Annotated in this window: 24 protein-coding genes and 1 pseudogene; 15 read left to right on the plus strand and 10 right to left on the minus strand. The window is 58.8% G+C overall.

Annotation, left to right across the window (positions count from 1 at the left end):
• Positions 1 to 43: 43 nt before the first annotated feature.
• Positions 44 to 994: pseudogene (gene ppk2 / locus CFAEC_RS04015) on the plus strand (polyphosphate kinase 2); the annotation flags it as partial.
• Positions 995 to 1,206: 212 nt separating this feature from the next.
• Here ppk2 and CFAEC_RS04020 read toward each other — a convergent pair.
• Positions 1,207 to 2,004, minus strand: coding sequence for a Cof-type HAD-IIB family hydrolase (locus CFAEC_RS04020; protein WP_290279055.1), 798 nt, complete (start codon positions 2,002 to 2,004; stop codon positions 1,207 to 1,209).
• Between the two features lie 135 nt (positions 2,005 to 2,139).
• Between CFAEC_RS04020 and CFAEC_RS04025 the strand changes: the two genes are divergently transcribed.
• Both CFAEC_RS04025 and CFAEC_RS04030 read left to right on the plus strand, forming a co-directional pair.
• Positions 2,140 to 3,204 carry a 3-hydroxyisobutyryl-CoA hydrolase gene (locus CFAEC_RS04025; protein WP_290279056.1) on the plus strand — a complete coding sequence of 355 codons (1,065 nt, stop codon included), beginning with the start codon at positions 2,140 to 2,142 and terminating at the stop codon, positions 3,202 to 3,204.
• A gap of 83 nt (positions 3,205 to 3,287) precedes the next feature.
• On the plus strand, positions 3,288 to 4,010 hold the full coding sequence (locus CFAEC_RS04030) for a hypothetical protein (RefSeq protein ID WP_290279057.1): 723 nt from the start codon (positions 3,288 to 3,290) through the stop codon (positions 4,008 to 4,010).
• Here the strand turns inward: CFAEC_RS04030 and CFAEC_RS04035 are convergent.
• A complete protein-coding gene (locus tag CFAEC_RS04035; protein ID WP_290279058.1) occupies positions 4,003 to 5,199 on the minus strand; it encodes a DUF6882 domain-containing protein in 1,197 nt (398 codons plus the stop codon). The genes CFAEC_RS04030 and CFAEC_RS04035 overlap by 8 nt on opposite strands.
• 161 nt (positions 5,200 to 5,360) lie before the next feature.
• On the opposite strand from CFAEC_RS04035, the gene CFAEC_RS04040 reads away from it, so the two are divergent.
• Positions 5,361 to 6,815 (plus strand): alpha/beta hydrolase, encoded by a 1,455-nt coding sequence (locus CFAEC_RS04040; RefSeq protein ID WP_290279060.1) that lies wholly within the window; start codon positions 5,361 to 5,363, stop codon positions 6,813 to 6,815.
• Between the two features lie 64 nt (positions 6,816 to 6,879).
• Here CFAEC_RS04040 and CFAEC_RS04045 read toward each other — a convergent pair whose 3' ends face one another.
• Positions 6,880 to 7,467 (minus strand): TetR/AcrR family transcriptional regulator, encoded by a 588-nt coding sequence (locus tag CFAEC_RS04045; protein WP_290279063.1) that lies wholly within the window; start codon positions 7,465 to 7,467, stop codon positions 6,880 to 6,882.
• A complete protein-coding gene (locus CFAEC_RS04050) occupies positions 7,451 to 9,844 on the minus strand; it encodes an MMPL family transporter (protein ID WP_290279066.1) in 2,394 nt (797 codons plus the stop codon). Before CFAEC_RS04050 ends, CFAEC_RS04045 begins: the two co-directional genes overlap by 17 nt.
• A gap of 276 nt (positions 9,845 to 10,120) precedes the next feature.
• Here CFAEC_RS04050 and rraA point away from each other — a divergent pair, with 276 nt between their 5' ends.
• Positions 10,121 to 10,633: a ribonuclease E activity regulator RraA gene (gene rraA, locus CFAEC_RS04055; RefSeq protein WP_290279067.1), complete on the plus strand. Its 513-nt coding sequence runs from the start codon at positions 10,121 to 10,123 to the stop codon at positions 10,631 to 10,633.
• Between the two features lie 136 nt (positions 10,634 to 10,769).
• Entirely contained in the window at positions 10,770 to 11,432 is a 663-nt protein-coding gene (locus CFAEC_RS04060; RefSeq protein ID WP_290279069.1) for a hypothetical protein, read from the plus strand.
• An 18-nt stretch (positions 11,433 to 11,450) separates the two neighbouring features.
• Here CFAEC_RS04060 and CFAEC_RS04065 read toward each other — a convergent pair whose 3' ends face one another.
• Together CFAEC_RS04065 and CFAEC_RS04070 are read right to left on the minus strand one after the other, a co-directional pair.
• Positions 11,451 to 11,993, minus strand: a complete 543-nt coding sequence (locus CFAEC_RS04065) for a DUF2199 domain-containing protein (protein ID WP_290279071.1) — start codon at positions 11,991 to 11,993, stop codon at positions 11,451 to 11,453.
• Between the two features lie 200 nt (positions 11,994 to 12,193).
• Positions 12,194 to 13,834, minus strand: a complete 1,641-nt coding sequence (locus CFAEC_RS04070) for a peptide chain release factor 3 (RefSeq protein WP_290279073.1) — start codon at positions 13,832 to 13,834, stop codon at positions 12,194 to 12,196.
• A 337-nt stretch (positions 13,835 to 14,171) separates the two neighbouring features.
• Between CFAEC_RS04070 and CFAEC_RS04075 the strand changes: the two genes are divergently transcribed.
• Positions 14,172 to 15,590, plus strand: a complete 1,419-nt coding sequence (locus tag CFAEC_RS04075; RefSeq protein ID WP_290279074.1) for an MmgE/PrpD family protein — start codon at positions 14,172 to 14,174, stop codon at positions 15,588 to 15,590.
• 85 nt (positions 15,591 to 15,675) lie between these two features.
• On the opposite strand, the gene CFAEC_RS04080 is transcribed toward CFAEC_RS04075, so the two are convergent.
• A complete protein-coding gene (locus CFAEC_RS04080; protein ID WP_290279076.1) occupies positions 15,676 to 16,494 on the minus strand; it encodes an HpcH/HpaI aldolase/citrate lyase family protein in 819 nt (272 codons plus the stop codon).
• Between the two features lie 156 nt (positions 16,495 to 16,650).
• On the opposite strand from CFAEC_RS04080, the gene CFAEC_RS04085 reads away from it, so the two are divergent.
• Together CFAEC_RS04085 and CFAEC_RS04090 are read left to right on the plus strand one after the other, a co-directional pair.
• On the plus strand, positions 16,651 to 17,895 hold the full coding sequence (locus tag CFAEC_RS04085) for an acyl-CoA dehydrogenase family protein (protein WP_290279077.1): 1,245 nt from the start codon (positions 16,651 to 16,653) through the stop codon (positions 17,893 to 17,895).
• 67 nt (positions 17,896 to 17,962) lie between these two features.
• Positions 17,963 to 18,523 (plus strand): MaoC family dehydratase, encoded by a 561-nt coding sequence (locus CFAEC_RS04090; RefSeq protein WP_290279079.1) that lies wholly within the window; start codon positions 17,963 to 17,965, stop codon positions 18,521 to 18,523.
• Between the two features lie 98 nt (positions 18,524 to 18,621).
• On the opposite strand, the gene CFAEC_RS04095 is transcribed toward CFAEC_RS04090, so the two are convergent.
• Positions 18,622 to 19,293, minus strand: a complete 672-nt coding sequence (locus CFAEC_RS04095; RefSeq protein ID WP_290279081.1) for a GntR family transcriptional regulator — start codon at positions 19,291 to 19,293, stop codon at positions 18,622 to 18,624.
• Between the two features lie 201 nt (positions 19,294 to 19,494).
• Here CFAEC_RS04095 and CFAEC_RS04100 point away from each other — a divergent pair, with 201 nt between their 5' ends.
• Together CFAEC_RS04100 and CFAEC_RS04105 are read left to right on the plus strand one after the other, a co-directional pair.
• A complete protein-coding gene (locus CFAEC_RS04100) occupies positions 19,495 to 21,021 on the plus strand; it encodes an SLC13 family permease (protein ID WP_290279083.1) in 1,527 nt (508 codons plus the stop codon).
• Between the two features lie 58 nt (positions 21,022 to 21,079).
• Positions 21,080 to 22,243, plus strand: coding sequence for a CaiB/BaiF CoA transferase family protein (locus CFAEC_RS04105; RefSeq protein WP_290279085.1), 1,164 nt, complete (start codon positions 21,080 to 21,082; stop codon positions 22,241 to 22,243).
• Between the two features lie 121 nt (positions 22,244 to 22,364).
• On the opposite strand, the gene pth (CFAEC_RS04110) is transcribed toward CFAEC_RS04105, so the two are convergent.
• On the minus strand, positions 22,365 to 22,985 hold the full coding sequence (pth, locus tag CFAEC_RS04110) for an aminoacyl-tRNA hydrolase (RefSeq protein ID WP_435384274.1): 621 nt from the start codon (positions 22,983 to 22,985) through the stop codon (positions 22,365 to 22,367).
• Positions 22,986 to 23,007: 22 nt separating this feature from the next.
• Here pth (CFAEC_RS04110) and CFAEC_RS04115 point away from each other — a divergent pair, with 22 nt between their 5' ends.
• From CFAEC_RS04115 to CFAEC_RS04130, 4 genes are all read left to right on the plus strand, one after another.
• On the plus strand, positions 23,008 to 24,027 hold the full coding sequence (locus tag CFAEC_RS04115) for an NAD(P)H-dependent flavin oxidoreductase (RefSeq protein ID WP_290279088.1): 1,020 nt from the start codon (positions 23,008 to 23,010) through the stop codon (positions 24,025 to 24,027).
• A gap of 50 nt (positions 24,028 to 24,077) precedes the next feature.
• Positions 24,078 to 25,520, plus strand: coding sequence for a glyceraldehyde-3-phosphate dehydrogenase (locus CFAEC_RS04120; protein WP_290279089.1), 1,443 nt, complete (start codon positions 24,078 to 24,080; stop codon positions 25,518 to 25,520).
• Between the two features lie 87 nt (positions 25,521 to 25,607).
• The gene (locus CFAEC_RS04125; protein WP_290279091.1) at positions 25,608 to 25,808 is read left to right on the plus strand and encodes a hypothetical protein; all 201 of its coding nucleotides are present in this window, start codon (positions 25,608 to 25,610) and stop codon (positions 25,806 to 25,808) included.
• Positions 25,809 to 25,814: 6 nt separating this feature from the next.
• Positions 25,815 to 26,000, plus strand: a complete 186-nt coding sequence (locus CFAEC_RS04130; RefSeq protein WP_290279093.1) for a hypothetical protein — start codon at positions 25,815 to 25,817, stop codon at positions 25,998 to 26,000.
• Between the two features lie 6 nt (positions 26,001 to 26,006).
• Here the strand turns inward: CFAEC_RS04130 and pth (CFAEC_RS04135) are convergent, their stop codons facing one another.
• Positions 26,007 to 26,540, minus strand: a complete 534-nt coding sequence (gene pth, locus CFAEC_RS04135; RefSeq protein ID WP_290279096.1) for an aminoacyl-tRNA hydrolase — start codon at positions 26,538 to 26,540, stop codon at positions 26,007 to 26,009.
• Positions 26,541 to 26,605 lie beyond the last annotated feature (65 nt).

Consider the following 26,605-nt stretch of genomic DNA (forward strand, 5'->3'; position numbering starts at 1 on the left):
ATTTATCAATTTTGCTGCCCCTTAACCCTTGTAGGATTGGTCTATGGAGAAGAAGCGAACTGCCCCGATGCCCACCTTCAACAAGGATCTTCCCAAGCTGAATCGGAAGGCCTATGAGAAAGAACTGAAAAGACTTCAGGCTGAACTGGTTGACATGCAGCAGTGGGTGGTGGAAACCGGCGCACGCGTTGTCATCGTCATGGAAGGTCGGGACGCCGCCGGAAAAGGCTCCGCCATCAAGCGGATAACACAGTATCTCAATCCACGATCTGCGCGCATCGAGGCGCTCCCCACGCCCAACTCACGCGAGAAAGGGCAGTGGTACTTTCAGCGCTATATTGAAAAGTTGCCCACCGCCGGTGAGATCGTAATCTTCGACAGATCCTGGTACAACCGTGCAGGCGTGGAACGCGTCATGGGATTCTGTACCTCACAGGAGTACCGCAGGTTCCTGCATCAGGCACCCATCTTTGAACGCCTCCTGGTCGAGGATGGCATCCATCTGCGGAAGTATTGGTTCTCTGTTTCTGATGAAGAGCAGTTGGAACGTTTCCAGGATCGTCTCAGTGATCCGCTGCGCCGGTGGAAACTCTCTCCGATGGATCTGCAGTCCATCACCAAGTGGGAGGAGTATTCACGTGCGAAAGACGAGATGTTCATCCACACCGATATCCCCTCGGCGCCCTGGTACACCGTGGAGTCGGAAGACAAGAAGCGCTCCCGGATCAATGTCATCTCGCATATCCTCAATACGATTCCCTACGAGAAGATCAACCGTCCGCTGCCGGAGATTCCAGAACGGCCGGAACGTCATGATGACTATGCCCGTCCGCCCCGTAATGAGTTCCGTTATGTTCCCGACCTGGCCGCATGCTTTGAAGAGGATCGTGTAGCAGCCGCCAAGGCGGAAAAGAAAGCGGAAAAGAAAGCGGCCCGCAGGGAAGCCGAGAAGAAGGCGGCGCAGGAAGCAGCCACTCTGAAGGCGGAGAAGAAGGCCGCCCGGAAGGAAGCTGAGCGGCAGGCTGCAGAGGAGGCTGCCGCAACGAAGGCGGAGAGGAAGAAAACCCGCAGAAAAGCTGAGCAGAAGGATGCCAAGATGGCGGTGAAGGAGAAAAAGACCTCCAAAGCCACCAAAGCCACTAAAGCCACGAAGCGCTCTGGAGGCAAAGACTCCGCGAAGAAGTAGCCGCCGGGGATTCAGTTCCTCTAATCCTCGTTGAGCATCTGGTCGAGCACCATCAGCACACCGTCCTCGGTGTTGCTCGGTGCTGAGCGGTCCGCGATGGCTGCGATGTCAGGATGTGCGTTGGCCATGGCATATGATGTGCCAGCGGCCTGCAGAAGTTCCATGTCATTGAGATAGTCACCGAAGGCCACGGATGCGGACACGGGGATGCCCATTGCGTCGCATAGTGTTGTCAGGGCGCGGCCCTTGTCTGCGGACTGATCCATGATGTCCACCCAGTGTTTGCCGGATACCACCACCTTGTCCTCCGGGGCTGCCTGACGCAGCAGGGGTGCGGCAACCGTCTCGGCGTCCTCGAAGGTGAAAACGGCCACCTTGATCACCTCATCGTTGACCTCGGCGTACAGATCGTCCACCTCGGTGAGGGAGAAGTAGTACTTGGAGGCCTCAGCGCGGAAGGCTTCATCGTTGCGCTCCACAAAGGCGCGTTCAGGTCGGCACACCACCACACCCATGTCCACATCCGCGGCGCGGGCTGCGTCGATGATGGCGTGGACGGCGTCGGGGGAGAGGGGGGTCAGGGAGATGACGTCACCTGCATGGACTACCACGGTGCCGTTCTCTGCGATATAGGACATCGGTTCGCCGGCGCGGCCAAACTGGCTCTGCAGGGTGGCGAGCTGGCGGCCACTGGCAGGGGCGAAGGCGACGTCATTGTCACGGAGTCTATCCAGCAGTGGCCAAAACGCCTCGGGGATGTTCCCTTCTGAGTTCAGTAGCGTGCCATCCATGTCCGTTACCACAAGACGAAAGTCCATTTACGTGGGTTCCCTTCTGATTGTGTGTTATTTCCCATTCTTCCACAGCTCTCCCCGCCGGGCCATCCCCCGGATTTCCCCACATGAACCGCCAACTCCCATCACGAAATCTTGTGATGTGCCACACTTGTTTTCATGAATGACAACCTGAACCACTCAGATTCCGCCCTCGCACCCCGGACCGACAACAGGTCAATCAACTATTTCGCCCGGAACTCCACCGGTGTGATCGAACTCAATCGCCCCAAAGCCCTGAACTCCCTCAACCAGGAGATGGTTGACCTGATTCAGGAAGCGCTGGATAAGTGGATTGATGATGACGCCGTGCACCGGGTGATGATCTACTCCACCACGGACAGGGCGTTCTGTGCGGGCGGGGATGTCCGTGCGGTGCGGGAGGCGGTACTGGCCGCTAATGCAGAGGCCGGTGAGCGTTATTTTGTCGAGGAATTTGTGATGAATGATGAGCTGGGCACCTTCCCCAAGCCGATCGTGTCCGTCATTGACGGTGTGGTCATGGGAGGCGGGCTGGGCGTGTCCGTGCACGGCTCCCATCGTGTGATCACCGAGAAATCCTTCGCCGCCATGCCGGAGATGGCCATCGGTTACACCCCGGATGTCGGTTTCACGCACTTCATCCAGCGGGTCACCACACCGGCGATCGGAAAGTTCCTGGCAGTAACCGGGTGGAGGATGAGCCCGGCGGATATGTTGTGGGCGGGCGTAGCCACTGATTTCATCGAATCCAAGGACGTCGAGGCCTTCAAGCAGACCGTCATTGAGCGATCCCTTGAGGAGGCGCTCGATGAGTTCCGCTCCCAACCGGAGGAGGAAAGCGGGCTGGCGCGCGTGGCGCCCCAGATCGAGGCGACGTTTGCCTTCCCCAGTTGGTCGCTTATCGACGAAGCCCTCAACACCCACACCGACCGTGATTTTGTTGACCGGATCCGCGACCTCATGGGCGGTGCATCCCCGTCAGCAGTGGTGGCGGCGATTATCCTGATGGAGGCGAATCGGACTACCGACACGCTGAGGGAGAGCCTGGATAATGAGCTCGCCGTCAGCCTCCACATGATTCTTCAGCCCGATTTCGCCGAGGGGGTGCGTGCGGTGCTGGTGGATAAGGACCGCAACGCAGCCTTCACCCCGGCGGACTATTCAGAGGTGGATGAATCGCTCTACCGCGGTTTGTTGTCGTGAGTGCGGGGTTTTTCCACACCTTTTGATACCTTGAGTGTGGCCCATTTGATTGATGGGCCATGATTCCTGAAGGAAGGTGTGGAGTGAGGCCGCTGGCAAAGATCCCCGTGCCTTGGGGTTGGTACCTCGGTATCGTCGGATTGATCGTGGTGAGCGTGGGGGTATCGGCGACGATGCTCAACCTGGTTCCGCAACAGATGCCGGCCCGGGTGAACAACGGGCTGGTCGCACTCGGAGGGGCTTACTCCCCACCGATGGGGATGGGATCGCTCATCGCCCGCGTCATCGCGGGCCCTGTTCTGACATTGGTCATCGCCCTTGGGATATCACTGTTGATCGCATCCCAGTCCGACCGTCTCCACCAGAGTCATCCGGAGGCATCACCGGCAACGCTGGGGCGCAGGTGGGCGTTCCTCAACAATGTCCAGGCATGCCTGGGGTGGTTCAGTTTCTTCTTCGCCGCCATCCTCGCGGTGTCCGCGATCCGTCTCAACAGCCCGGGGTTTGTCACCGCGTTCGAGATGGGTACCTATGTTGTGCTGATCGCGGTCCTGGCGTGGACACTGTTGGTTTCCTTGCGGAGGGGCCAGGTGTCCATCGACCGTGTGCTGCCTGTTCAGGAGGATGAGGCGGATCTGAAATGGGGGCTGGTCTATCACAATCCCGCTGATACGCGGGTGTTCGTGGAGATGGATGATGGACACACCACTGTGGTGAACATGGCCCATCCGGCATCGTGGGGGCTCATCGCGGTGATCATCATCCCGGCGATATTTATCGTCGGGTTGGTCATCGCGGTCAGCTGATCGAGTGGAGCTGGTTTCCGCTGAAGTCCACCGTGACCTGTTGATTATCCACGGTGAGAACGGAACCGTCGAAAGGCACCTGGCGCTGTGACGCATAGGCCGCAACCGCACGGCGTGCATCTAAGTCGGGGGCCAGCCCGGTGTAGAGCGTCGCCTCGATCGCCGCGTGGGACGCCGGCGGCAGGTGGAGGCGGGCATGGTCGAGCACGAGCACGATGCGGAAACCCGCTCCGCTGTCCACGGTGGCATGTGTCCACCGCTGCAGGACGGGTTTGGCCACGCTGATCAGATCAAGTGACCGCGCCTCCTCTAGGGGGAGGGCGGGAGTAACCATTGGCAGTAGACCGTTGTCCAGGCCAAAGCGACGCAGACCTGCGGTAGCCTGACCCGGGACCCGGGTATCCGACCAGGCCCATCGCCAGGTGTTGTCCTCGATGGTGGCCAGGGGGAGCGCCGCAACCTCGAGCTGGCCGTCGATGAGGGCGGTGCCCGCCTGGGGGTTGTACGATACCTGGCCGTCGGGGGACAGGGCGTCGAAAAGCAATTGGTGCTCAGCCGAGGAGAAAGCCGAGTCGGCGCGGACATCGCGCAGGGATAACCCGCCGGAGATCTCGAAGGGGCGTCCGTTCCGGAAGGATACGGTGGTGCCGTCGCTGAAGGCGAGGTAACTGGGGCCCTGCCGGAGTCCCAGGTCGCGGAATGCCGCATACGCGGTGAGCGCGCGGGATGCGTCGATGCCGTCGGGCAGGGTGGACAGGCCGTCGATGAGGTCGGAGCGGGCGTCGCGCAGAGCTGGTTCGGCATGGATGATCACCAGCGCCCGGCCTCGGTCACGGAAGTCGGCGATGAATGCCGGAGCGTTGCGGTGGAGTGTCCGTGCAGCATGGATGAGCCCATCGGATACCGGGTGGGTGCCGTGGAGCTCGGGAATGTCGAATTCGGCGCCGAGCTCGCTCACCCAGGTGAACTCATCCCCCTTGATCCACGCCACCACGGTGCCGGTGGTGTCCACGGCGCCTCCCTCGGCGCGGTTGATCCGGACCTGGGCGGTCAGTTGGTCCTGATCAAGGTTGAATTCCACCCCCTGGACCCTGCCGAGTTCCCCGGCGAACGCACGGTCGACGCTGGACTGGGCGAGAAGGCCGTCGGTGATGACATCGGAAAGGGACGCGGGGTGTGGGAGGTGCATTCCTCAAGGATATTCAATGTTTTCCCCGATGCCACTGTCGGGTGCCCCACCGGCGTGGTGCCTGATCCAGCTTGTTCCCGAGGGGGGTGTTCTGTGAAGATGGATTAGATCGACCTTAAAATTTCATAAATTCTCGTTTGACGTGACAGGAAGAGTAATCCGTGAGAACAGTTTCATCCAGGATCATCACTGCCGCGGTCGCCACCACCGTGGCCCTGGGTACCCTCGCCGCAGGGACCCCCGTGTCCTGGGCATATGACTACGGCATGGATCCAAGCATCCGTTATAACCCCATCGATGACATCAAGGACCGCCCTGAAGGGCTGTCAGATATTCCCCTGGTGGGAAGGCAGCTGACCGGCTGGGGTTCCTCAGATGCCTCAGCTTCATCGGGCATCGTGACCTCCACCCGGACCCAGGACTTCGATCCGCGCTACCCGAACGGCAAGGCACACCTGCCGAAAGCCGAGATCGACATGGACCCCGAGGTGCTGGCACGTCTGGCCCGTTTCGCCAACGTTGACGGTGACCGGATCCGACAGATCAACGCCTACTCGCCCTCCATGGAGCGGTGGATCCCGCTGGTCTGGATCGTGCCTGAGGATAACTCTGTTCCACGCCCCACCCTCTACGCACTCGGCGGTGGTGATGGTGGGCAGGGTAGCGCCAACTGGATCACCAAGACCGACATGCAGGAGTTGATGAGCCAGAACAACGTCAACGTAATCATGCCCATGCTGGGTTCCTTCAGCTTCTACGCCGACTGGGTGGAGGAGAATGAATCCCTCGGGGGCAAACAGCAGTGGGAAACCTTCCTCACCCACGAACTGCCTGAGCCACTCGAATCGGCGATCGGTGCCGATGGTCAGCGCAGCCTCATCGGCATGTCCATGTCCGGTGGATCGGTGCTGAATATCGCATCCCATATGCCAAATTACTACTCATCCGTGGGGTCCCTGTCCGGTTGCGCGGAAACCAATTCCTGGATGGGACGCCGTGGCATGGCCGCCACCATCTACAGCGGTAACGCCACACCGACTCAGATCTTCGGCGCGGTGGACAGTGACTACTCCCGCTACAACGATCCAGTGATCAACGCCCACAAGCTGGGCGAACAGGACAACCTCTATGTCTTCGCCGCCTCCGGTGTGTGGTCCGATGTGGATGTGGAGGGCGACAACGCCCCTGAGGATGAGGACGGCCTGAAGAACCGCATCACGGTGGGTTTCCGCATCGAGGCGCTGTCCAACTCCTGTACCCATAACCTCAAAGCCGCCACGGACTTCCAGGGCATCGACACCATTAACTATGATTTCCGCCCCACCGGCACCCACGCCTGGGACTACTGGAACGAAGCACTCCACCGCTTCTTCCCCCTGATGATGCAGGGCTTTGGACTTGATGGCGGGCCGATCCCCGAGTACAACCCGAATGGCCTGAATCCCAATGGATTGTCCTCCGCATTGTCCTCCGGCAGCAGCACCGGCGAGGTGCTCGGCGCGGTGGGCGGCAGCTCCGAGAGCTCCGACAACACCAGCTCCGCGCGTGACTTCGTGGCCGGGAGTTCAGCGCTGAACTCCCTGTCCAGCGCCACCGGCAGCGTCTACAACAACTAGCGCAACACCAAAAAGAGCTTGTCGACGCCCCACCTGTGGGCGTCGACAAGCTCTTTTTGGGGTCTTAAGGTTCCAGATTGATCAGGCGGAGTGACCGGCGAACCAGCCCGACACCGACCTCGATATCGCGGGGTTCGGGCAGGCGGTAAAACCGCTCGAGTGCCACCCGCATGGCGGAGAAAATGAGGTGGATGGACACCGAGGCCTCGAAATCATCCAGGCCGGGGGAGCGGGGGAGCATCGCCGGAAGCAGCGGGACCACCACTATGTTGGTCTCCGGGTGTTCCGGGGTGGGGGTGATGCCTTCGAGGATCTCAGAGATGCGGAACAGCGCCCTGAAGGAATCCAGTTCCGATTCACCCCTGCGCAGGTGCTCCACCACCAGGTGTTCCACCGCCTCCAGCAGACCGAGGTCCTCCGGAACATCGTCGAATTGGCTGACCAGATCCCGGACCCGTTCAGAGATGAACTCCAGCAGTGCTTCCTCACGCGAGGTGAAGTAGTTGTGGAATGTCCTGGTGGATACCCCTGCCCGCGCCGCGATGGCGGCGACGGTCAGATCCTCCGGACCCTCATCAAGAGCGATCTCCGCGGCAGCCCGTGACAGTGCGGTGCGGGTTGCGGCCTTCTTGGTCTCACGAAGCCCCGACACCCACGGATTCCTTCTGGTTGTGTTGCAGTTCGCGGGTGCGCTTCTCATCGTATTCGCTGAGGGCTTCGCCCTCGACGTCGATGTTGGGCACGATCCGGTCCAGCCACTTCGGCAGCCACCAGGCCTTGTCGCCGAGCAGGAACATGGTGGCCGGGATGATGGTCATGCGGACGATGAAGGCATCGAAGACGATGGCGATCGCCAGTGCGAAGCCCATGGTCTTGATGAAGGACATGTCCTGCGCGATGAAGGCTGCGAAGACCGAGATCATGATCAAGGCAGCAGCCGTGACCACGCGGGCACCATGCTTGAAACCGTTGGAGGTGGCGTTGCCTGCAGTCTTGCCCTTGGTGAACCCCTCCCGCATGCGGGTGACCAGGAAGATCTGATAATCCATGGCGAGACCGAAGACCAGACCGATGAGCATGATCGGCAGGAAGGACAGGATCGGCTGCGGATCAGAGATGATACCCAGCCAGCCCTCCTGGAAGATCGCCACGGTGGCACCGAAGGTTGCGGCAACAGAGAGGCCGAATCCGAGTGCTGCGATCAGCGGAACCCAGATGGAGCGGAACACCAGCAGCAGCACGATGAAGGCCAGGATCAGCACGATGGCGATGTACGGGATCAGAACATCGGAGAGACGTTCGGAGATGTCATCGTAGATCGGGGTGACACCGGTGATGCCATAGGTGGCACCGGTGGTGTCCTCAAACTCACTGACATCTGTACGCAGCTGCGCGAGGGTGTCGGAAGTGCGCTCGTCGATGGCGTCGAACTCAGGGGTGATGAGCACCTGGGCGGTGTCGAAGTTCTCAGTGGTCTGGGTGACCTGTGCATTGGCCACGCCATCCGTGCTGAGGAACTGTTCCACAGCCTGGCCGAAGACCAGTGGGCGCTCTTCCTCTGCCACGTCTGCAGCATCCACGAGTGCGATCATCGGGGCGTTTCGGCCCGGACCGAACGCATCGGCTGTCATGTCATAGGCGGTGCGTGGCGCGGTGCCCGGGGTGGCGGTGCCATCGGTGGGCATAGCCAGGCGCATGTTTGCAGCAGGGATGGCGATGAGACCCAGCAGAATTACACCGACCAGCAGGTGGGTGAGTGGGCGCTTGCGGATCCGGCGGACCCACTGCAGTCCCATGGTGGGGCGTTCATCCTCTGGGTCCGGAACCTTTGGTCCAGGCATGCGGGCTGCGAAGATCCTGGTGCCGAGCAGACTGACCAGTGCAGGGAGGAAGGAGATCGCGATGAGGACCGCGATGAGGACCGTGGCGCCGGCAGCCAGTGCCATGGCGGTGAGGAATGGAATGTTGATGATGGACAGGGCCACCAGTGCGATCAGGACGGTGATGCCGGCGAATACGACGGCGGAACCGGCGGTACCCACAGCCATACCCATGGCGTGGGAGCGGGTGGCCAGATCCATCGTGCGCAGACGCTGGGCCAGTTCCTTCGGCTCCAGATCATTCGCCCCGGACTGGGAGATCAACTCATTGCGGAAACGGGAGACGATGAACAGAGCATAATCAATACCCACGGCCAGACCGATCATGGTGGCCAGGACCGGGGTCATGTCATTGATATCGTCAGAGAAGACCGTTGCCAGGGAGACTCCGAGCACACCGATTCCGACACCGACGATCGCGGAGATCAGCGGCATGCCGGCGGCGATGAAGGAACCGAAGGTGACAATCAGGACGACGGCGGCGACCAGCAGACCGATGATCTCGGAAGTCATGTTTATGGTGGTCGCGGCGGCGCCGAAGACGTTGCCGTTGTAGACAACGGTCAGCTCGCCCTCGTTGTACTCATCGAGAATGTCCGTGACAGCTTCACGGTCAGTGGCAGTGACATCCATGACCGCCGGAGCATCAAAGGTCATGGAGACGATGCCGGTGGTCTCATCGGGGCTCAAGGGGCTGATGGCAGCAAGGTCAGCTGCGATCTTCTCCTCCGGGACACCCTGGGCCTGCAGCTGCGGGGTCATCTGGGCAGACAGTCCCTGAGCAGCCATGACAGGATCGATCACGCTGGTGTCCGGATCAACGAGGACACCGGTGCCACGGACCTCCGCGAGCATGGCGTTGACCTCGGCCGCCACCTCAGGATCCGTGAGGGTGCTGCCCTCCGGGGCCTGGATGACCACGCTGCCGGTGGGGGCGCTGGTGGCGTCCTCTGAGGCGGGGAAACGTTCCTGCATCTTCTCCATGGTGACCACGGAATCCAGACCTGGGATGGAGAAGGAACTGGTGGTCGGCTTCGCGAACAGCCCTGCGAGGGTGGCGGTGGCGATCAGCAGCACCATCCAGAGGGCCAGGAAAGGCCATTTCTTCCGATAGGCGAGTGAGCCTATCTTGTAGAGGAACTTCGACATGATTCCTTAACTTTTCATAGTGACATCAGGATTGTGACATGCACATGAGTGGACTGATGCGCTATCGGGGAGGGAGCGGCATCGGTGCACACCACATGAAAACTTGCACACTGCATGCAAGTTTAGGGGTGGGTGGCGGGTGCCGACTAATGCCGGGGCCTGTTTGTGATGCACCCGATGTTTCTGCGGGGGTGTGTCCTGGTTGGCAGGAGTTGGAATTTTGGATAATCGGCGATGCGGGGGACAGGTGGCCTGCTTTGGTTTTATGCTGGTGCCATGACTGACAACTTGGGTACCTTCATTCCAACGGCCGACCTCGTGGACATCATCGGCGATGACGTTCGCTCCTGCGACACACAGTTCAAGAATCTCGGAGGTGCCATCGACTTTCACGGACAGATCACCACCGTGAAATGCTTCCAGGACAATGCGCTGCTCAAATCCATCCTCAGCGAGGACAACCCTGGCGGAGTGCTCGTCATCGACGGTGACGCCTCCGTCCACACCGCCCTCGTGGGAGACATCATCGCCGGCCTGGGCCAGGACCACGGCTGGGCCGGTGTGGTGGTCAACGGCGCCATCAGGGACTCCGCTGTCATCGGGGAGATGAACTTCGGCTGCAAGGCGCTCGGCACCAATCCGCGCAAATCATCGAAGACCGGCAAAGGCGACCGTGATGTGGTGGTCTCCTTCGGTGGCGTGGACTTCATCCCGGGCCATTACCTGTATGCGGATTCCGACGGTATCGTTGTGAGCGAAAACCCGGTGGACGCCCCTGCGGAGAAGTAACAGGACGTAACATTGCCCTGATCTGATCCGACCTTAAATGAGGTGCCCTGCTCCCCCTGATATCCGCGACCAGGTCGCGCATGCGGGGAGCGGGGTGTTCACTATTCCCTGTTGATCAACTGAAAGAGTGCCCCCTGTGCTGCTTGCCGTGAGTTTCGCATTACTGGACTCAGTAAATGTCCTACTCATCGGAATCATCGTGGCCATTGCGGCGTTCCTGCCACGTGGCGGTAAATACGGGCTGATTGCCACGCTGCTGATCCTCGGTGACTGGCTGGGTGTATTCCTGCTGTGCCTGGTGGTCATGGTGATCTTCGACGGCTTGGATGACCTGGTCCAGCAGTTCCTCGACTCGCCGGTGTTCGGCATCGTGTTGATCGTGGTGGGGGTCATCTCCTTCATTGCCACCAAGCTCAGCAAAGGTGACGGCAATACGGAGATGATTGAGCGATTTTTGGCTCCAGTCAGGAAACCCTCCTTCATCACCGTTGTCGCGGGCTTCATTCTCGGCCTCATCCAGTCAGCCACATCCGCACCGTTCTACGCAGGTCTGGCAGTACTCAGCGCGGGTGATTTCAGTGTGGCCGTTCGATATGGAGGGCTGGTGATCTACGCCAGCCTCGCACTCAGCCTGCCCACCATCGTGGCGTTCCTGGTCGGTTGGGTTCGTGCCTACCCGGACAGCCCCGTCGGGGTCATGTTTGAGAAGGCGGGCCACAACAGGACCGCCCTGGCGAAATGGGCGGGCTATCTCGTGGCCATCATCCTGACGGTAATGGGTGCGATAGCCCTGGTGTGATCCGGTGGCACCCGGTGATCAGGCGGCATGACCCCGGGATTGCTCCTCGGGTTCAGCGGAGGCGAGAGTGGCGATCTCCATGCGGAGCTGGGCCTCCCAGTCCTCAATGCCGTATTCGAAGGCCCGCCAGAGATCATTATCATGCTCCACTGGTTGCAGGAGGGGGCGCAGTGGGAAGGCCCGCGTGACTATCTGCACCGGAATGCCGAGCGTGCCAGGGAAATCGGGGGCCTCATTAGCCAGCCACCCATCGATGATCAGCGGAATATTGTGCTTTTCACAGCGCCTGTACTGATCGAAATCCCGCTCAGACAGTTCCACCCAGAGTCCGTACGGCAGTGAGTCATCCTCATCGGTGATCGGGATATCCAGATTGGCCCGGACAAAACTCCTCCGGGGTTTGGGGTACATGATCCGGCAGGCATCATTGCCCAGACGCAACCGGTCGGTGGACACCCGGTTTATTTTCGTGGCGATGACATCTGGATACGGCCTGGAGATCACTGGCAGTCCAACGTGGGTGTGGTCGCAGTCGGGGCAGTAAAAGTGGATGGGTTTCATGGTGGTCCTTCCGGCGGGGATCGTGGTTTTCACTGTGTCCCTCACGCTAAACCCAAAGTGCTGCCCTGCCCAGGACACCTCGAATCTGGCTGTGGATAACCACACCGGCCTGCTTCGGGCCTGTGGACAATCATGAAAAGCCAGGAACCCACCGATGATTCGCGGGGAATCATCGGCGGGTTCTTGGCTAGGGGGAGAGACTACTCAGCCACGAGTGACTCCAGTACGAACTCCGGGTGCTCCTTCTCGATGAAGGACAGACGCCACTTATCACCGAACAGTGCAATGATCTCTCCATCGGTGCGGGTGAAAATCTCCACACCGCGCTGCTTGGACAGCTCCACTGCGGTTTCTGCGGTGGTACGACGGGCCACGGTGTACGGAATCGGATCGGCGACCGTCTCCACGTTGTATTCGACCTCCATGCGTGCCTGCATGACCTCGAACTGCATGGGGCCGACAGCAGCCATGACCGGGTTGGCATCGCCACGGATATCGTTGCGCAGGATCTGGACAACACCCTCGGAATCGAGTTGCTCGAGAGCCTTGCGGAACTGCTTGTACTTGCCCAGAGACTTCGCACGCAGAATACGGAAGTGCTCCGGGGCGAATTTCGGCATTGGTGGGTATTGGATCTTACGACCCTCGAAGATGGTGTCACCGGGGGCAAGTGCGCCGGCGTTGACCAGACCCACGATGTCACCCGGGAAGGCTGTCTCCACGGTGGAGCGGGTGCGGCCGAATACCGTCAGGGCGTATTTGGTGGAGAAACTCCGGGCTGTCTGCGCGTGAGTGACCTGCATGCCACGGTCGAATTCACCGGACACCACCCGCATGAAGGCGAGGGTATCGCGGTGGTTCTTATCCATACCGGCCTGGACCTTGAACACCACTCCGGAGAACTCGTCGGTGACATCACGACGCTCATCCATGGCGGCGGTGGCTGCTTCGAGTGCCTTCGGATCCACTTCGCGGCCCTGCGGGGACGGGGCCAGGGCACACAGGGCATCCAGAATCTGGTGGACACCGAAATTCAGCATTGCCGAGGCGAAGATCAGCGGGGACGTGGTGCAGGAGAGGAACATCTCCTGATCATGGACAGCCCCATCGGCGGCCAGGAGTTCAGCTTCCTCGGTGGCGTTTTCCCACACGTCGCCCTCGCGGGCAGCTGCCTCCTCAGGGGAGTAGTTGGTTTCCGGAGCGATGGTGGAGCCACCGGCGGTACGGGTGAAGTGGATGTACTCATCGGCCTCACCATCCTCATTGATGCGTGCCAGTCCTCGGAAGTCACCGGCCTCACCAACCGGCCAGAACAATGGTGTGGGCTGGAGGTCGATTTCCTGGACGATCTCGTCGACAAGCTCAAGCGGGGTTCGACCGACCCGGTCCCACTTGTTGATCACGGTGATGATCGGCAGGCCGCGGGCTTTACACACGCGGAACAGCTGCAGGGTCTGCGGCTCGAGGCCCTTGGCGGCATCGATGAGCATGACGGCGGCGTCGACGGCCATGAGGACACGGTAGGTATCTTCCGAAAAATCCGCGTGACCAGGGGTATCGACAAGGTTGATCATGTAGGGCTCACCCTCATGATTCTCGGGCGCGTACTCGAACTGCAGCGCGGAGGACGCGATGGAAATACCGCGGTCCTTCTCCATCTCCATCCAGTCGGAGACGGTGGCCTTGCGTCCGGCCTTGCCGTGGGTGGCACCAGCCTCGGAAATGATGTGCGCATGCAGAGCGAGCGCCTCGGTCAAGGTCGATTTACCGGCATCGGGGTGTGCGATGACGGCGAATGTCCGGCGGCGTTGTGCTTCTACTGCTGTGCTGGTGGTGCTCATGGCTATTAAGGATAGCGCCTGGGGCGGGCCGAACCCTATCTGGTGTGTTCTGGTGTTATTTTGGTGCCTACGAAGGGTTTGAAAATTGGTCTGAAAAAAGTGAATCCGGCTAAAAATATATCTGTGCTGCAGCTTAGGCTTGGTGGGTAAATTGGGTCAAAGACTGATTTTACCTGCAAAAACCCACGACCACGGTGTGCTTTATGTCAAAGCGGCCAATCTATTGCGAACTGCGTCACATGTCGATATATTGGATTTCAATGCGCATCGGGTGAGGTCTTTCCGTGCGATGCACTCCATAGCTTAAGACCTACACACTTCAAGGAAAGAGAAGTCCATGAATCCCAAGAATCACGCCATCCAGGCTCCGGAAACCCAGACTTTTGCTCAGCAGATCGGCGCCTTTGTATCCCAGCGACACCAGCTCTCTGCTGACTATGAGGGGTGGATGCGCCTTCTTCATGCCGACTATGCGGCAGTTACCCTGGGCGGTTTAGATCGTGAGTCGGCTGAAGTTGTGCGCCGGGCCGTCCCGACCTGGGATGAGGCGAGTCCTGCCGCACCATCGCGGGTGGTGTCAGCGCCCGGCAGAGAGACGTTCGCTACTCCTGAGCATGCGGCTCTGGTCAATGGCACCATTGCCCATGGTCTTGAATTGGATGACACCTTTGAAGAAAGCTCTCTGCATCCGGCTGTTGTTGTTTTTCCTGCTCTCTTCGCCGTATCCGAGGAGGAAGGCTCCTCCTATGGCGACCTCTTGGCGGCGGCTGCGGTGGGCTACGAGGTCATGTGCCGTGTGGGTGTGCTCCTCGGTGCTGCCGAAAGCTATGGCCGTGGATTCCATCCCACGGGCGTAGCCGGCGCACTTGGATCGGCGGCTGCGGTGGCTAATCTCCTCAGGCTGGATGCGACGCAATCCACGAATGCGATCTCTATTGCTGCGAATATCACCGCCGGTAGCCTGGAGTTTCTTTCCGATGGGTCCTGGACCAAACGTTTGAATTCGGGCAATGCTGCCGCTGCGGGAATCCGGGCGGCGAGGTTGGCACAAGCTGGCTTCACCGCACCACTCACCTCAATAGAGGGTCGCGATGGGTTCCTTACCCAATATGGTCGCGGGCTGGTGGAGGGGCGCGGTCTCAATCTGATTGCAGGTTCGGCGGCATGGGACACCTCGATCAAATTTTATCCCTGCTGTCGCTATATGCACGGTGGTATTGACCTGCTGCGCGAGATCCGGGCGGAGAATCCGGAATTGGATATCACAAAGGTAGACAGGATTGATGTTGCAGTTATTAGCGCGGGAGCATCCCTGGTTTCATTACCTCGTGAGCGGAAGAACACCGTAACCAGTGCCGTTGATGCACAGTTCAACATGCCCTTCGGCGCAGCCCTCGCGCTGAAGACCGGCGAGGCTACAGTTGCTGATTTTGATAACGCGCCCGAGATCGCAAACGAACTCAGTGATCTCATTCCCAAGGTGAATTGTTATACCGATGAGGCTATTGAGGCGGCTTTCCCCGCAGCATGGCAGGCCCGCGTCAAGGTGGTCCTTGAGGATGGTACCGAGTTTGAGAAATTTGAGGATGCCTTCGTGGGATCCTCCGGTAAGCGGGCAACCTGGGAACAGATCGAAAACAAGGCTGCTGGCCTGGTGGGACCAGAAATGGCACGTGCCTTGCTGGCCCATGTTTCGGACCTTGCGCTTGACGACGCCGCGGTGCTCGCCGCCGCTGATGTCCCCAGCCGGGTGTAGGTCCCTACGACACCGCTGATCAAAACCTGATGCGCCTTGAAGACGAACTTCTTCAAGGCGCATCAGGTTTTGATCAGCTCAACTGCTATTCCGCGGCCGCAAGAATCTTCTGTGCGCGCATGAGGACCGGGCGATCCACCATCTCACCATCCACTGAAGCGGCGGCTCCGCCCGTATTCAGGACTTTCTGAGCCCAGATGATGTCTTTCTCGTCGGGGCGGAAGGCCTCACTCACGCCCTCCAGTTGTCTCGGGTGGATGCATAGCATCCCACCAAAACCATCCCGACGTGCCCTCCGCGCAGCGTCCTTGACAATCCCGGTGTCCTGAAAGTGCACACATGGGGATTCCAGTGGGGCGGCAACCCCGGCTGCCACTGATGCGATCACCAGCTGAGCACGCACATGGTCAATGGTTGCCGAGGTGGAGTCACAGTTCAGCTCTGTGGAGAGATCAACTGCACCGAGTGCAAGGCGATCCACCCGCGGATGTGCCGCTATGGCAAAGAGATCGCGTACCGCATCTGCGGTTTCAATGAGCCCGATGATGGGGTGATTCTGGGGGATCTCATTCAGGGGGGTGGACAGGGTCAGTTTCGGCACCATGATGGCGAAGTTGGGCAGCCCACTCATCCCGGAGAGGTGGGCAATTTCGCGGAGATCTTTTTTGCCTTCGATTGTTTCTGGTGAATTGATGCGGATCACCACCCCGGTTCGTTCGGGGACCTGCTGCAGTAAGGGATGCAACCCGGTGCGCGCCATGTGCTTGCTCTCCTGATCCAGTGCCACCGCATCCTCCAGGTCCAGGATGACCAGGTCGGAAGGGGACGCCAGCGCCTTAAGTGCGCGGTCGGGGCGATCGGCGGGGCTGAAAAGTGCAGTAGTGCCAGTGGTAAAATAATTCATTTTCCCTCACTATATTTTGAAGAAACAAGGTTCTAACTGCAACTTTATCAAAAGCTTGCAAAAAGTCTACCAGTGCAATATATTGACCTTTATGAGATCCACGTCTCATAAGTTTTGCAGAAGATGCAACATCACATAAGCGAAGGGATTCATCACATGCTGCTCAATGATCGCACCGACCAGATCTCCGTCACCGCCCCGGCCACAGATGACGAATGGATGGAAACCAACGTGCTTCTCCGTGAACGTCCACTAATTCAACAGCTCCGCTCCAAGGTTCGGGACCTCTGTGCTGATTTTCCCGATGAGTACTGGCGTGAGAAGGACCTTAAGCGGGAGTACCCACAGGAATTTGTTGATGCCATGACCGGGGAAGGGCTCCTGGCTGCATTGATTCCGGAAGAGTACGGCGGACTGGGCCTCGGGATCACCGAAGCCTCCATCATCATGGAGGAGATCAACCGCTCAGGTGGGCATGCCGCAGCTTGTCACGCACAGCTATACACCATGAAGGCAGTACTCAACCACGGTTCTCAGTGGCAGAAGGATGCTTACCTTCCCGGGATCGCCGAAGGGTCAATCCGCCTCCAGGCCTTCTCCATCACCGAGGAAGTGTCCGGCTCGAACACCTCCGCGATCCAGACCCGCGCCGTCCGGGACGGAGATGATTGGATTATTACCGGTCATAAGAACTGGACCAGCCGCGTCGATGAGTCTGATCTGCTTCTCGTTCTTACCCGCACCAGCGATTATGATGCCAATGACCGCAATGGCGGACTGACCCTCTTCCTCGTTGACCTGCGTCAGGTCCGCGCCGAGCAGCCGGATGCCTTCCGTCCGATCAAGGTTCGCACCATGTTCAACTACGCGACCAACCAGGTTATCTACGATGGCCTGCGGGTACCTTCCTCCGCGGTGGTTGGTGAGGTGGGACGTGGTTTCCGTTATGTCATCGATGGCTGGAACATGGAGCGGATCCTTCTTGCCGCAGAAGCGATCGGTGATGGTTACTGGTTCATTGAACGGGCAAGTTCCTACGCCTCCACTCGTGAAACCTTCGGCCGCAAAATCGGCGCCAACCAGGGAGTTCAGTTCCCGATCGCCGATGCCTATATGAAGGTGCGTGCGGCTGATGCCATCCGATGGGAGGCCTGTGCGCTCGCGGATAATGATTCACCCGTGGGTGCTGAAGCCAACATGGCCAAGCACCTCGCCTCCGAAGCGTCATGGGAGGCCGCAAACGTCTGCCTCAATACCTATGGCGGTTATGGCTTCGTTGATCAGTATGACGTTGAACGTAAATTCCGCGAAACCCGCATGTATCAGGTTGCCCCGGTGAACAACAACCTGATCAAGGCTTTCATTGGCACCAAGGTGCTCAATATGCCACGCAGCTACTAAGGGGCCGGGCAAAGGACCTTGAACAGTCAACAAAGTAAAAAACCGCACGTATATAAGGAGTACTGAAATGATCGAGGCAGCAACGGAACGTAAGGTACCGGTAGAAGGATGGCGTGGGCGGTACTTTGAGGACATGGAGGTCGGCGATGTGTATAAACATCCCCTGGGCCGCACAGTCCTGCCGGTGGATAACTCCTGGATGACCTTGTTGACTCAGAACACGGCACCGATACACTTCGATGCTCACTATTCTGCGCAGACGGAGTTCGGGCAGCCCCTGGTGGATTCCACCTTTACGCTGGCGTTGGTTACCGGTCAGTCCGTCACAGATATCTCCATGAATGTCATGGCGAACCTCGGGTGGGACCGCGTGAGGCTCCCCAATCCTGTATTCGAGGGGGATACCATCTATTCCCAGTCGGAGGTGCTGTCCAAGCGTGAATCGGGATCCCGTCCGAATGTCGGAATCGTTGTGGTCCGTACCGTCGGATTCAACCAGAACGGTGTCATTGTCATTACTTTTGAACGCACCATCATGGTTTACCTGCGCGGACATGGCCCGGGGCATGCCGGGGTGGATCCGGTCTGGGACGCGCGTGCGAAGAAAGCCGCTGGCATCGAGGATTGATACCCTCCTGGCCCTGGTCAGGTGTTGAAAAAATTATGAGGCAGGAGACGCATCTAGCGTCTCCTGCCTCATAATATTTTGCTCAGAACCTATCGGGTTCAGTCGGTTGCGATGGTCTGAGCGAGGAGTTCGCCAGCGTTGACCATGTGCTCTGACATGGCAGCCCGCGCTTTGATGGCATCCTTTTCCCGGAAGGCAGTCAAAATATCATCATGATCATGCACGGAGGCCTCGACCCAGCCGCCGACGGATGAATAAAATGTTCTGGGAATATATCGGCTGACAATGCGGAGTACGTGGGCAAGTTTGGGGGAGTCCGCCAGTTTGGTGATATGCCGGTGGAAGGCATGGTTGCGGTCTTCCACGAGTTCCCAGTCTCGACGCTTTGAGGCTGCCATCAATTCAAAGTGGATGGCCTCCAGCTCAGCTATGTCTTCTTCGGCGGCATTGGTCACCGCCCTGGCCGCTATCTCACCCGCCAGCAGTGCATGGGCGGTGAAGATATCGGAAATATCCTGAGTGGTGAGGGGCACCACCACGAACCCAACGCCAGCTTCCGAAGTTAAAAACCCCTGGGCCTTCAGGGTCTGGAGGGCCTCACGTGCGGGAGTTTGGGAAATGCCGAGTTCGCGACCTACATCCTCGGGGCGGACCACTGTGCCGGATTTCAATTCACCGGACAGGATCCGTTCCCGCACAGATGTTTCGGCAATGCTGGATAATGAAGCCTTCTTCTTGCCGGCATCTGACTGGGTGATCTGCTCACTCATGTAGGAACTCCTTATGCCAATATATGGGCCAGGATGGTCCATATTTTTCTCTCTCGACGATCATATCAGCAGCTCAGAACCGTGATGCATATTGCTATTGACAAGTATTGTGAGCCGTGACACTATTCATGTCATCGTAATATATTGAGCAGGCAAGCGATAAGAAATATCCCCTTTAACATCACGAAAAGGAATATTCCCATGACTCAGACCGTCCCCGGTTCGCAGACATCAAATTCTGCGCCCTCAACCCGCGATCGTGATTACTCACCAGGCCAACTTGATCGTGGAATTCCGCAAGGATCACGGAATTACAAGTTCGCTGGAATGGCCATCGGTGTCACCCTCGCCGGAGTGGTTGCGCTGATCATCCCCAACGATGTTTCTCACGATATTCGTGTCACGGCCGCCATCGCGGTACTGATGGGGGCGTTGTGGATTACCGAGGCCGTCCCCTTGGCTGCAACCGCCATGTTGCCGCTTATCCTCTTCCCGGCATTCGGGGTAGTGGACCTGGGGAGCATTTCTGGAAACTACTCCAGTGGAATCATCCTCCTCTTCCTGGGAGGGTTCCTCCTCGCCCTGGCACTGCAGCGCTGGAATCTTCACAAGCGCATTGCCATCAACATCGTTTTGAGAATTGGAACCGCACCAGCGCGACTGGTTGCCGGTTTCATGATCGCCACCGCTCTGCTGTCCATGTGGGTCTCCAACACCGCAACCGCCATGATGATGATCCCGATGGGAATGACCGTGGTGAAGATGCTGGAGGAGAAGGGAGTGCTGCCCAATAAGTCAAAGTTGGGCACCGGTCTTGTTATCGGTATCGCCTACTCCGCCACCATCGGTGGTTTCGGCACCATGATCGGTTCCCCGGTCAACCTGGTCATCCTCTCCTATATCCGTGGTCCACTGGATTACTCGGTTTCCTTCCTCCAGTGGATGTCTGTCGGTATTCCTACGGTCATCGTCTTCACCTTCATCGGGTGGGTGCTGCTGACCAAGGTGCTGTGGCGTTCTGAGGTCGACGAAATTCCCGGGGGCCGCGAAATCTTCGAAAATGAGCTGACCCGTCTGGGGAAGATGGGCGGTGGTGAACGTATCGTGTCCGTCATCTTTGCGCTCACTGCAATGGGCTGGATCTTCGTTCCACTCATCTTCGGTGATGATATCTGGCTTTCCGATACCGTCATCGCCCTTATCGCGGGTGTTGCGGTTATGACCATTCCCGCCAATCCCCGCACCGGCGTCATGATCTTGAATTGGAAAGACACCCGGGAAATGCCCTGGGATGTGCTTATTCTTATCGCCGGTGGTCTCGCTCTCTCCTCTCAGATCACACAATCTGGATTGTCTGAATGGTTGGCCGGTTCCCTGACCGTTCTGGGCAACGCACCGGAATGGTTGATGGTATTAGCCATCGTGCTTTTGCTCCTGGCTGTCACCGAGCTGACCTCCTCCACCGCTACCTCCGCGGCCTTTGTTCCTGTGATTGGTGGTTTGGCAATCGCACTGGGGATGAACCCTGTGATCATGGCCATGGCTGCGGGCCTCGCCTGCACCTGTTCCTTCATGATGCCGGTGGGTACACCCCCGAATGCCATCGCCTACTCCACGGGTGCAGTCTCTATGAACCAGCTGATGAGAACCGGTATTTGGATGAACGCCATCTCAGTAATTCTGGTGACAATCATCGCCCTCACTTTGGTTCCGATGGTCTTCGGTTAGCTAGAATCCGCCCACGCTGACACGATCTACTTATTCCACAGTCTTGAAAGGACACACCATGTCACTCCCACTTGAAGGCCTCACAGTCGTCTCCCTCGAGCAAGCCGTGGCTGCTCCCTTCGCAACCCGTCAACTCGCTGACCTGGGCGCCCGGGTGATCAAGGTTGAACGTGATACCGGCGACTTTGCAAGAAATTATGATGTCACCGTTCATGGGGATTCCAGCTTCTTCGTGTGGTTGAACCGCACCAAGGAGTCAGTGGTACTGGATATCAAGAGTGATGATGGGCTGGCTGCCTTGAAAGCACTGGTAGCACAAGCGGATGTGTTCGTCTCCAACCTCAAACCGGGCGCTGTGGAACGTCTGGGGCTCGGTGCGAAAGAGTGCCATGAGTTCAACCCGGAACTGATTCATGTGTCTATCTCCGGTTACGGTCCCGGTGGTAGTTATACAGAGCGTAAGGCTTATGACCTCATCATCCAGTGTGAGGCTGGACTGCTCTCTGTGACCGGAACTCCGGACGCACCATCCAAGGTGGGGCCGTCCATCGCTGATATCTCAGCGGGTATGTACGCCTATTCAGGAATACTGGCGAGCCTGATCCAGCGGGCTAAGACCGGTAAGGGGGAAGTCTTGGAGATCTCCATGCTGGAAACACTTGGTGAGTGGATGAGTCAACCACATCTATTCGCCAACTATGGAGGCTCCCTTCCGAAGCGTTCCGGTAGTTCTCATGCCTCCATCCAGCCCTATGGTGCTTTTAACTCGGCGGATGGCACGGTGTTCCTGGGGCTTCAGAATGAGCGAGAATGGAAACAGTTCTGTGAGGTTGTGCTCGAACAACCCGAGCTTTCCGATGATCCGCGTTTCACCCCCAACTCCAACCGCCTTGCCAATAAGGAAGAGTTGATGCCGATTGTTGAGGGTGCCACTCAGAAGATGAGTAGTAAAGATCTCATAGCCAAGCTCGATAGCATCGGTATCGCCAATGCTCAACTGCGCAATATGTTCGAATATGACGAGCATCCGCAGTTGCAGGAACGTGAACGCTGGCGTGATGTTGAGACCACCCAGGGGCATACTGCGAAGGCGCTCCTGCCATCTTCTCTACCGGTTGGGATGACACCCCGGTGGGCAAAGGTTCCTGCGCTGGGCGAGCATACCGAAAGTGTCCTCACGGAATTCGGCCTCATCCCGGAAACTGCGGGGGCTGGCACCTAAGTCCCTGCGGAACAAGAATGATTGTGCCTCTCACGCCTACCGGTACCGGTGGGGTGAGGGGCATTAGCCTTGTCAACACCAGACGCAGACACCCACCACGATACTGGGTGAGGGAATGAATTTAACGACTGTGGATATCGTTCTGCGCCACAGATAATCCCTTGGAGATGATCAGATCCACCGCATCCGCAGCTATATCAATTCCCGGCTGCTGATCAGCCACGGGAGCCAGCACATAGTCGGGAACATTCATGCCCTTTGGCGGGCGGGAGATGCCGATGCGTACGCGCAGGTAATCACGGGTGCCCAGCTCCTCGGTGAGGGATTTCAACCCATTGTGCCCGTTTTCATTGCCGCCCTTTTTCAGGCGTACCTTGCCAGCGGGCAGGTCCAGCTCATCGTGGATCACGATGATGCGTTCAGGGGGAATACCCAGCTGATGTGCGAGTGGCGCCACGCCCTGTCCGGAGTGATTCATGAAGGTGGTGGAACGTACCGCCAGTGCCTTTTCTGTTGTCTTCGGCAACAGGGCAATCTGTACCTTGAGTCCCTGAACCGCTGTGAGTGGTGGGGCAGCGTGGGTGTGGAGAAGCTCATCCAGGCACATGTATCCCACGTTGTGTCTGGTTGATTCGTATTTCGCACCGGGGTTGCCCAGGCCCACCACCAGCCAATCAGCATCGGGGAGACCGGGGGTGGCGAAGGGACGGAAGAGTGCTTGAATTCGGGAGAGGAAACTCACCTGATCAATAGTATTGGTTGGCATGGGTATTCTCGATTCGCTGTCACTTCCCGTCATCATCGCACCGATGGCGGGAGGGCCTTCCACCCCGGCCCTGGCCAACGCGGCCGCAGAAGCTGGCTCCCTGGGATTTCTCGCCGGAGGAACCATGGGTGTGGATCAATTCCGTTCGGAACTCGTGCAGCTGCGCGGTCGGGTGGCCATCAATCTTTTTCGGCCTCAGGAACAGGAGCCCAAACCCTCCGATGTGGATGAGCTTGCGGGGTTGCTCACCCAGCCGTTCCGTGAATTCAAGTTGGGGGAGCCACGTGTTCCCATGGTGGATCTGAGTAATGGGTGGGAGGAGAAGTTTCGACTGGCTGTGGCGGCGCGGCCAGCGGTGATTTCCTGCACCTTTGGATTGTTCACCGCTGATGAGTTCGCCACGCTCAAGCATGCGGGCATCGAGGCCTGGGTGACCGTGACCAACCCGGAGGATGCACGGCGGGCCGAGCAGGCGGGTGCGGATGCGCTTGTGGTCCAGGGCCCCGAGGCTGGCGGGCACCGTTCCAGCTGGACGATCGCAGAGGAACCGGATGTCCGTTCTCTGGACGATCTCCTTCAGGCAGTGGTGGCTGCGGGCGTGCGCGCGCCGCTGGTGGCTGCCGGTGGCGTGGCCACCCGCGCAGATGTGGTGCGGGTGCTCTCCCTGGGCGCGACCGCGGTTGCTTGTGGTTCCGCTTTCCTGCTTTGCGACGAAGCGGGCACCTCCCCGACCAACCGCGACATCCTCCGTTCCGCCCCCGACATGGGATTAACCACTGTGTCAAGTCGGTCCTTCTCGGGGCGGTATGCCAGGGGAGTGGAGACCAGGTTCGTGAGGGAACACGAAAGTTTACCCCCGGTTTACCCATACCTGAACCATCTGATAGCGCCACTGCGGGCCGCGACGGGACCATTGGGGAACTGGGATTACGCCTACTGCCTGGTAGGAACCGGAATTGGTAACATTAATGACGGGACAGTGAAACACATATTGAAAGCATTAAATCCGTCCGGTTGATATACGGTAGGGGGGATTGTTCTCCATCTACCCATCGAAGGACGCATTAAATGACCAACAACCACAAGGACTGGAACGAACGCATCGCAGTTGCGGAACAGATGGTGCCCCTCATCGGGCGTCTGCACCGCAATAACAATGTCGTGGTGTCGGTCTTCGGTCGTCTCCTTGTGAATGTCTCAGACATCGACATCATCAAGTCCCACCGCTACGCGCGCCACATCACCACCAAGGAACTGCCACTGCAGGACACTCTGGCGATCCTGCGTGAACTGGTTGAACTGGATCTTGGTACCGCATCGATCGATCTGGGACAGCTGGCCTACAACTTTGAAAACTCCGACAGCACCGACCTGCGCGCCTTCCTGGAAGAGTCCCTCGCAGATGTCATCGGCGCTGACCCATCCACCAGGCATGCTGACGTTGTGCTGTACGGATTCGGTCGCATCGGCCGACTGCTGGCCCGCATCCTCGTCTCCCGTGAGGCACTCTATGACGGCGTGCGTCTGCGCGCCATCGTGGTTCGCAAGAACTCCGAGGATGATCTGATCAAGCGTGCATCCCTGCTGCGCCGTGATTCCGTGCACGGTGCCTTCGATGGCACCATCACCACCGATCATGAGAACAACATCATCTGGGCGAACGGCACCCCTATCCAGGTGATCTACTCCAACGATCCGACCACCGTCGACTACACCGAGTACGACATCAATAACGCCATCGTGGTGGACAACACCGGTCGCTGGCGTGACCGCGAGGGACTGGCACAGCACCTGCAGGCCAAGGGGGTATCCAAGGTCGTGCTCACCGCACCGGGCAAGGGCGACCTGAAGAACATTGTCTACGGTATCAACCAGGCTGATATCGCCGAGGATGACAACATTGTCACCGCGGCGTCCTGCACCACCAACGCCATCACCCCGGTCCTTAAGGTGATCAATGATCGTTATGGTGTGGAATTCGGTCACGTGGAAACGGTTCACTCCTTCACCAATGACCAGAACCTCATCGACAACTTCCATAAGGGCTCCCGCCGTGGCCGCGCGGCTGGCCTCAACATGGTGATCACCGAGACCGGTGCAGCCAAGGCCGTCGCCAAGGCACTGCCCGAGCTGGAGGGCAAGCTGACCGGCAACGCCATCCGCGTCCCCACCCCGAATGTGTCCATGGCTGTGCTGAACCTGACCCTCAATCAGGACGTGGACCGCGATGAGGTCAATGACTTCCTGCGCCGGGTGTCCCTGCACTCCAACCTGCGTCAGCAGATTGACTGGATTCGCTCCCCGGAGGTGGTCTCCACTGACTTCGTGGGCACCACCCATGCCGGTATCGTGGATGGACTGGCCACCATTGCAACGGGTCGCCACCTGGTGCTCTACGTCTGGTACGACAACGAGTTCGGTTACTCCAACCAGGTTGTGCGCATTGTCGAGGAGATCGCCGGTGCCCGTCCGAAGGTGTTCCCGGAGCGCGCCATGCCGGTGTCCCTCTAAGACGCACTGATCCGGCTGCTCTCCCTCTGGGCGGAGCAGCCGGATTTTGCTTGGGTTGGGGAGCTGCGGGGTCTAGACTCTTAAGGTATGAGCAAGCGTAGGAAGAAGACCTCACGCGTGACGGTGACCCACAATCCGCTGGGATTGAAACTGAAGGCCACGTGCTGTCAGAAAACTCCGCGGTGCACGAACTGTCCCGTGGTGTACACCCGCCTGCTCAAATCGGGGGCCTGGGAAAATGATGACATTGACCTTCCCCGTCGGCTCAAGGAAGCACGGAGAAAGTAGACGGCCATGGGCAAATCCATGGCCAAGGTGCGGAAGCGACTGGAACGCGGCAAGGTCAAGAAGAAGTGCTGCAAGGACAATCCCCGCTGTTCCTCATGCCCGACTGTTGCACATCGGCTGCGTAAGGCCGGTGCCCTGGATCTGGATGATGCCGCCCTGGCGAAGGCCGTCAAACATGCACGACGCTGGTAGGGGCTGTCAGAGTCCCCGGAGGTGATTCTCCACCAGGTCAGCGCCATCGGCGGCCATGATCGGCACGTTGTCCTGTTCCTGTTTGGAAAAGGGCTTGAGTACGAAAGAAGCCGCATCCATCCGTCCCGGTGGCCTCCCGATACCCACGCTGAGTTTCCAGTAGTCCTTGGTGCCCAGGGACTTGCTGGTTGATTTCAGGCCGTTGTGCCCGTGATCCCCACCACCCTGGCGCAGCTTCAGCTCACCGAAATCCAGTTCCAGCTCATCATGAACCACGATGACATTGGCGGGCGAGATCTTGAAGAAGTCACACAGTGACCGGATCGGGGTGCCGGACAGATTCATGAAACTGCGTGGCTTGGCCACAATCATCCCGGGTAACTGGGCGGTTTCCGTGTTGGAGCGCTTATGCACACTGAAATTCGCATGATTCCGGGCCACCAACTCCTCCACCACCTCGAAGCCGATGTTATGGCGGGTGCCAACATATTTGGGGCCCGGGTTGCCGAGGCCCACCACAAGAACAGGGGAGTCATTCACACTAACTAGTCAACCATGCCCTCCACCCAGGTCAAACCACAGGGGAGCTGGGTACAAAAGAAGGG

Origin of the sequence: Corynebacterium faecale (genome assembly GCF_030408735.1) — a bacterium.
In the GTDB taxonomy this organism is placed as follows: Bacteria; Actinomycetota; Actinomycetes; order Mycobacteriales; family Mycobacteriaceae; genus Corynebacterium; species Corynebacterium faecale.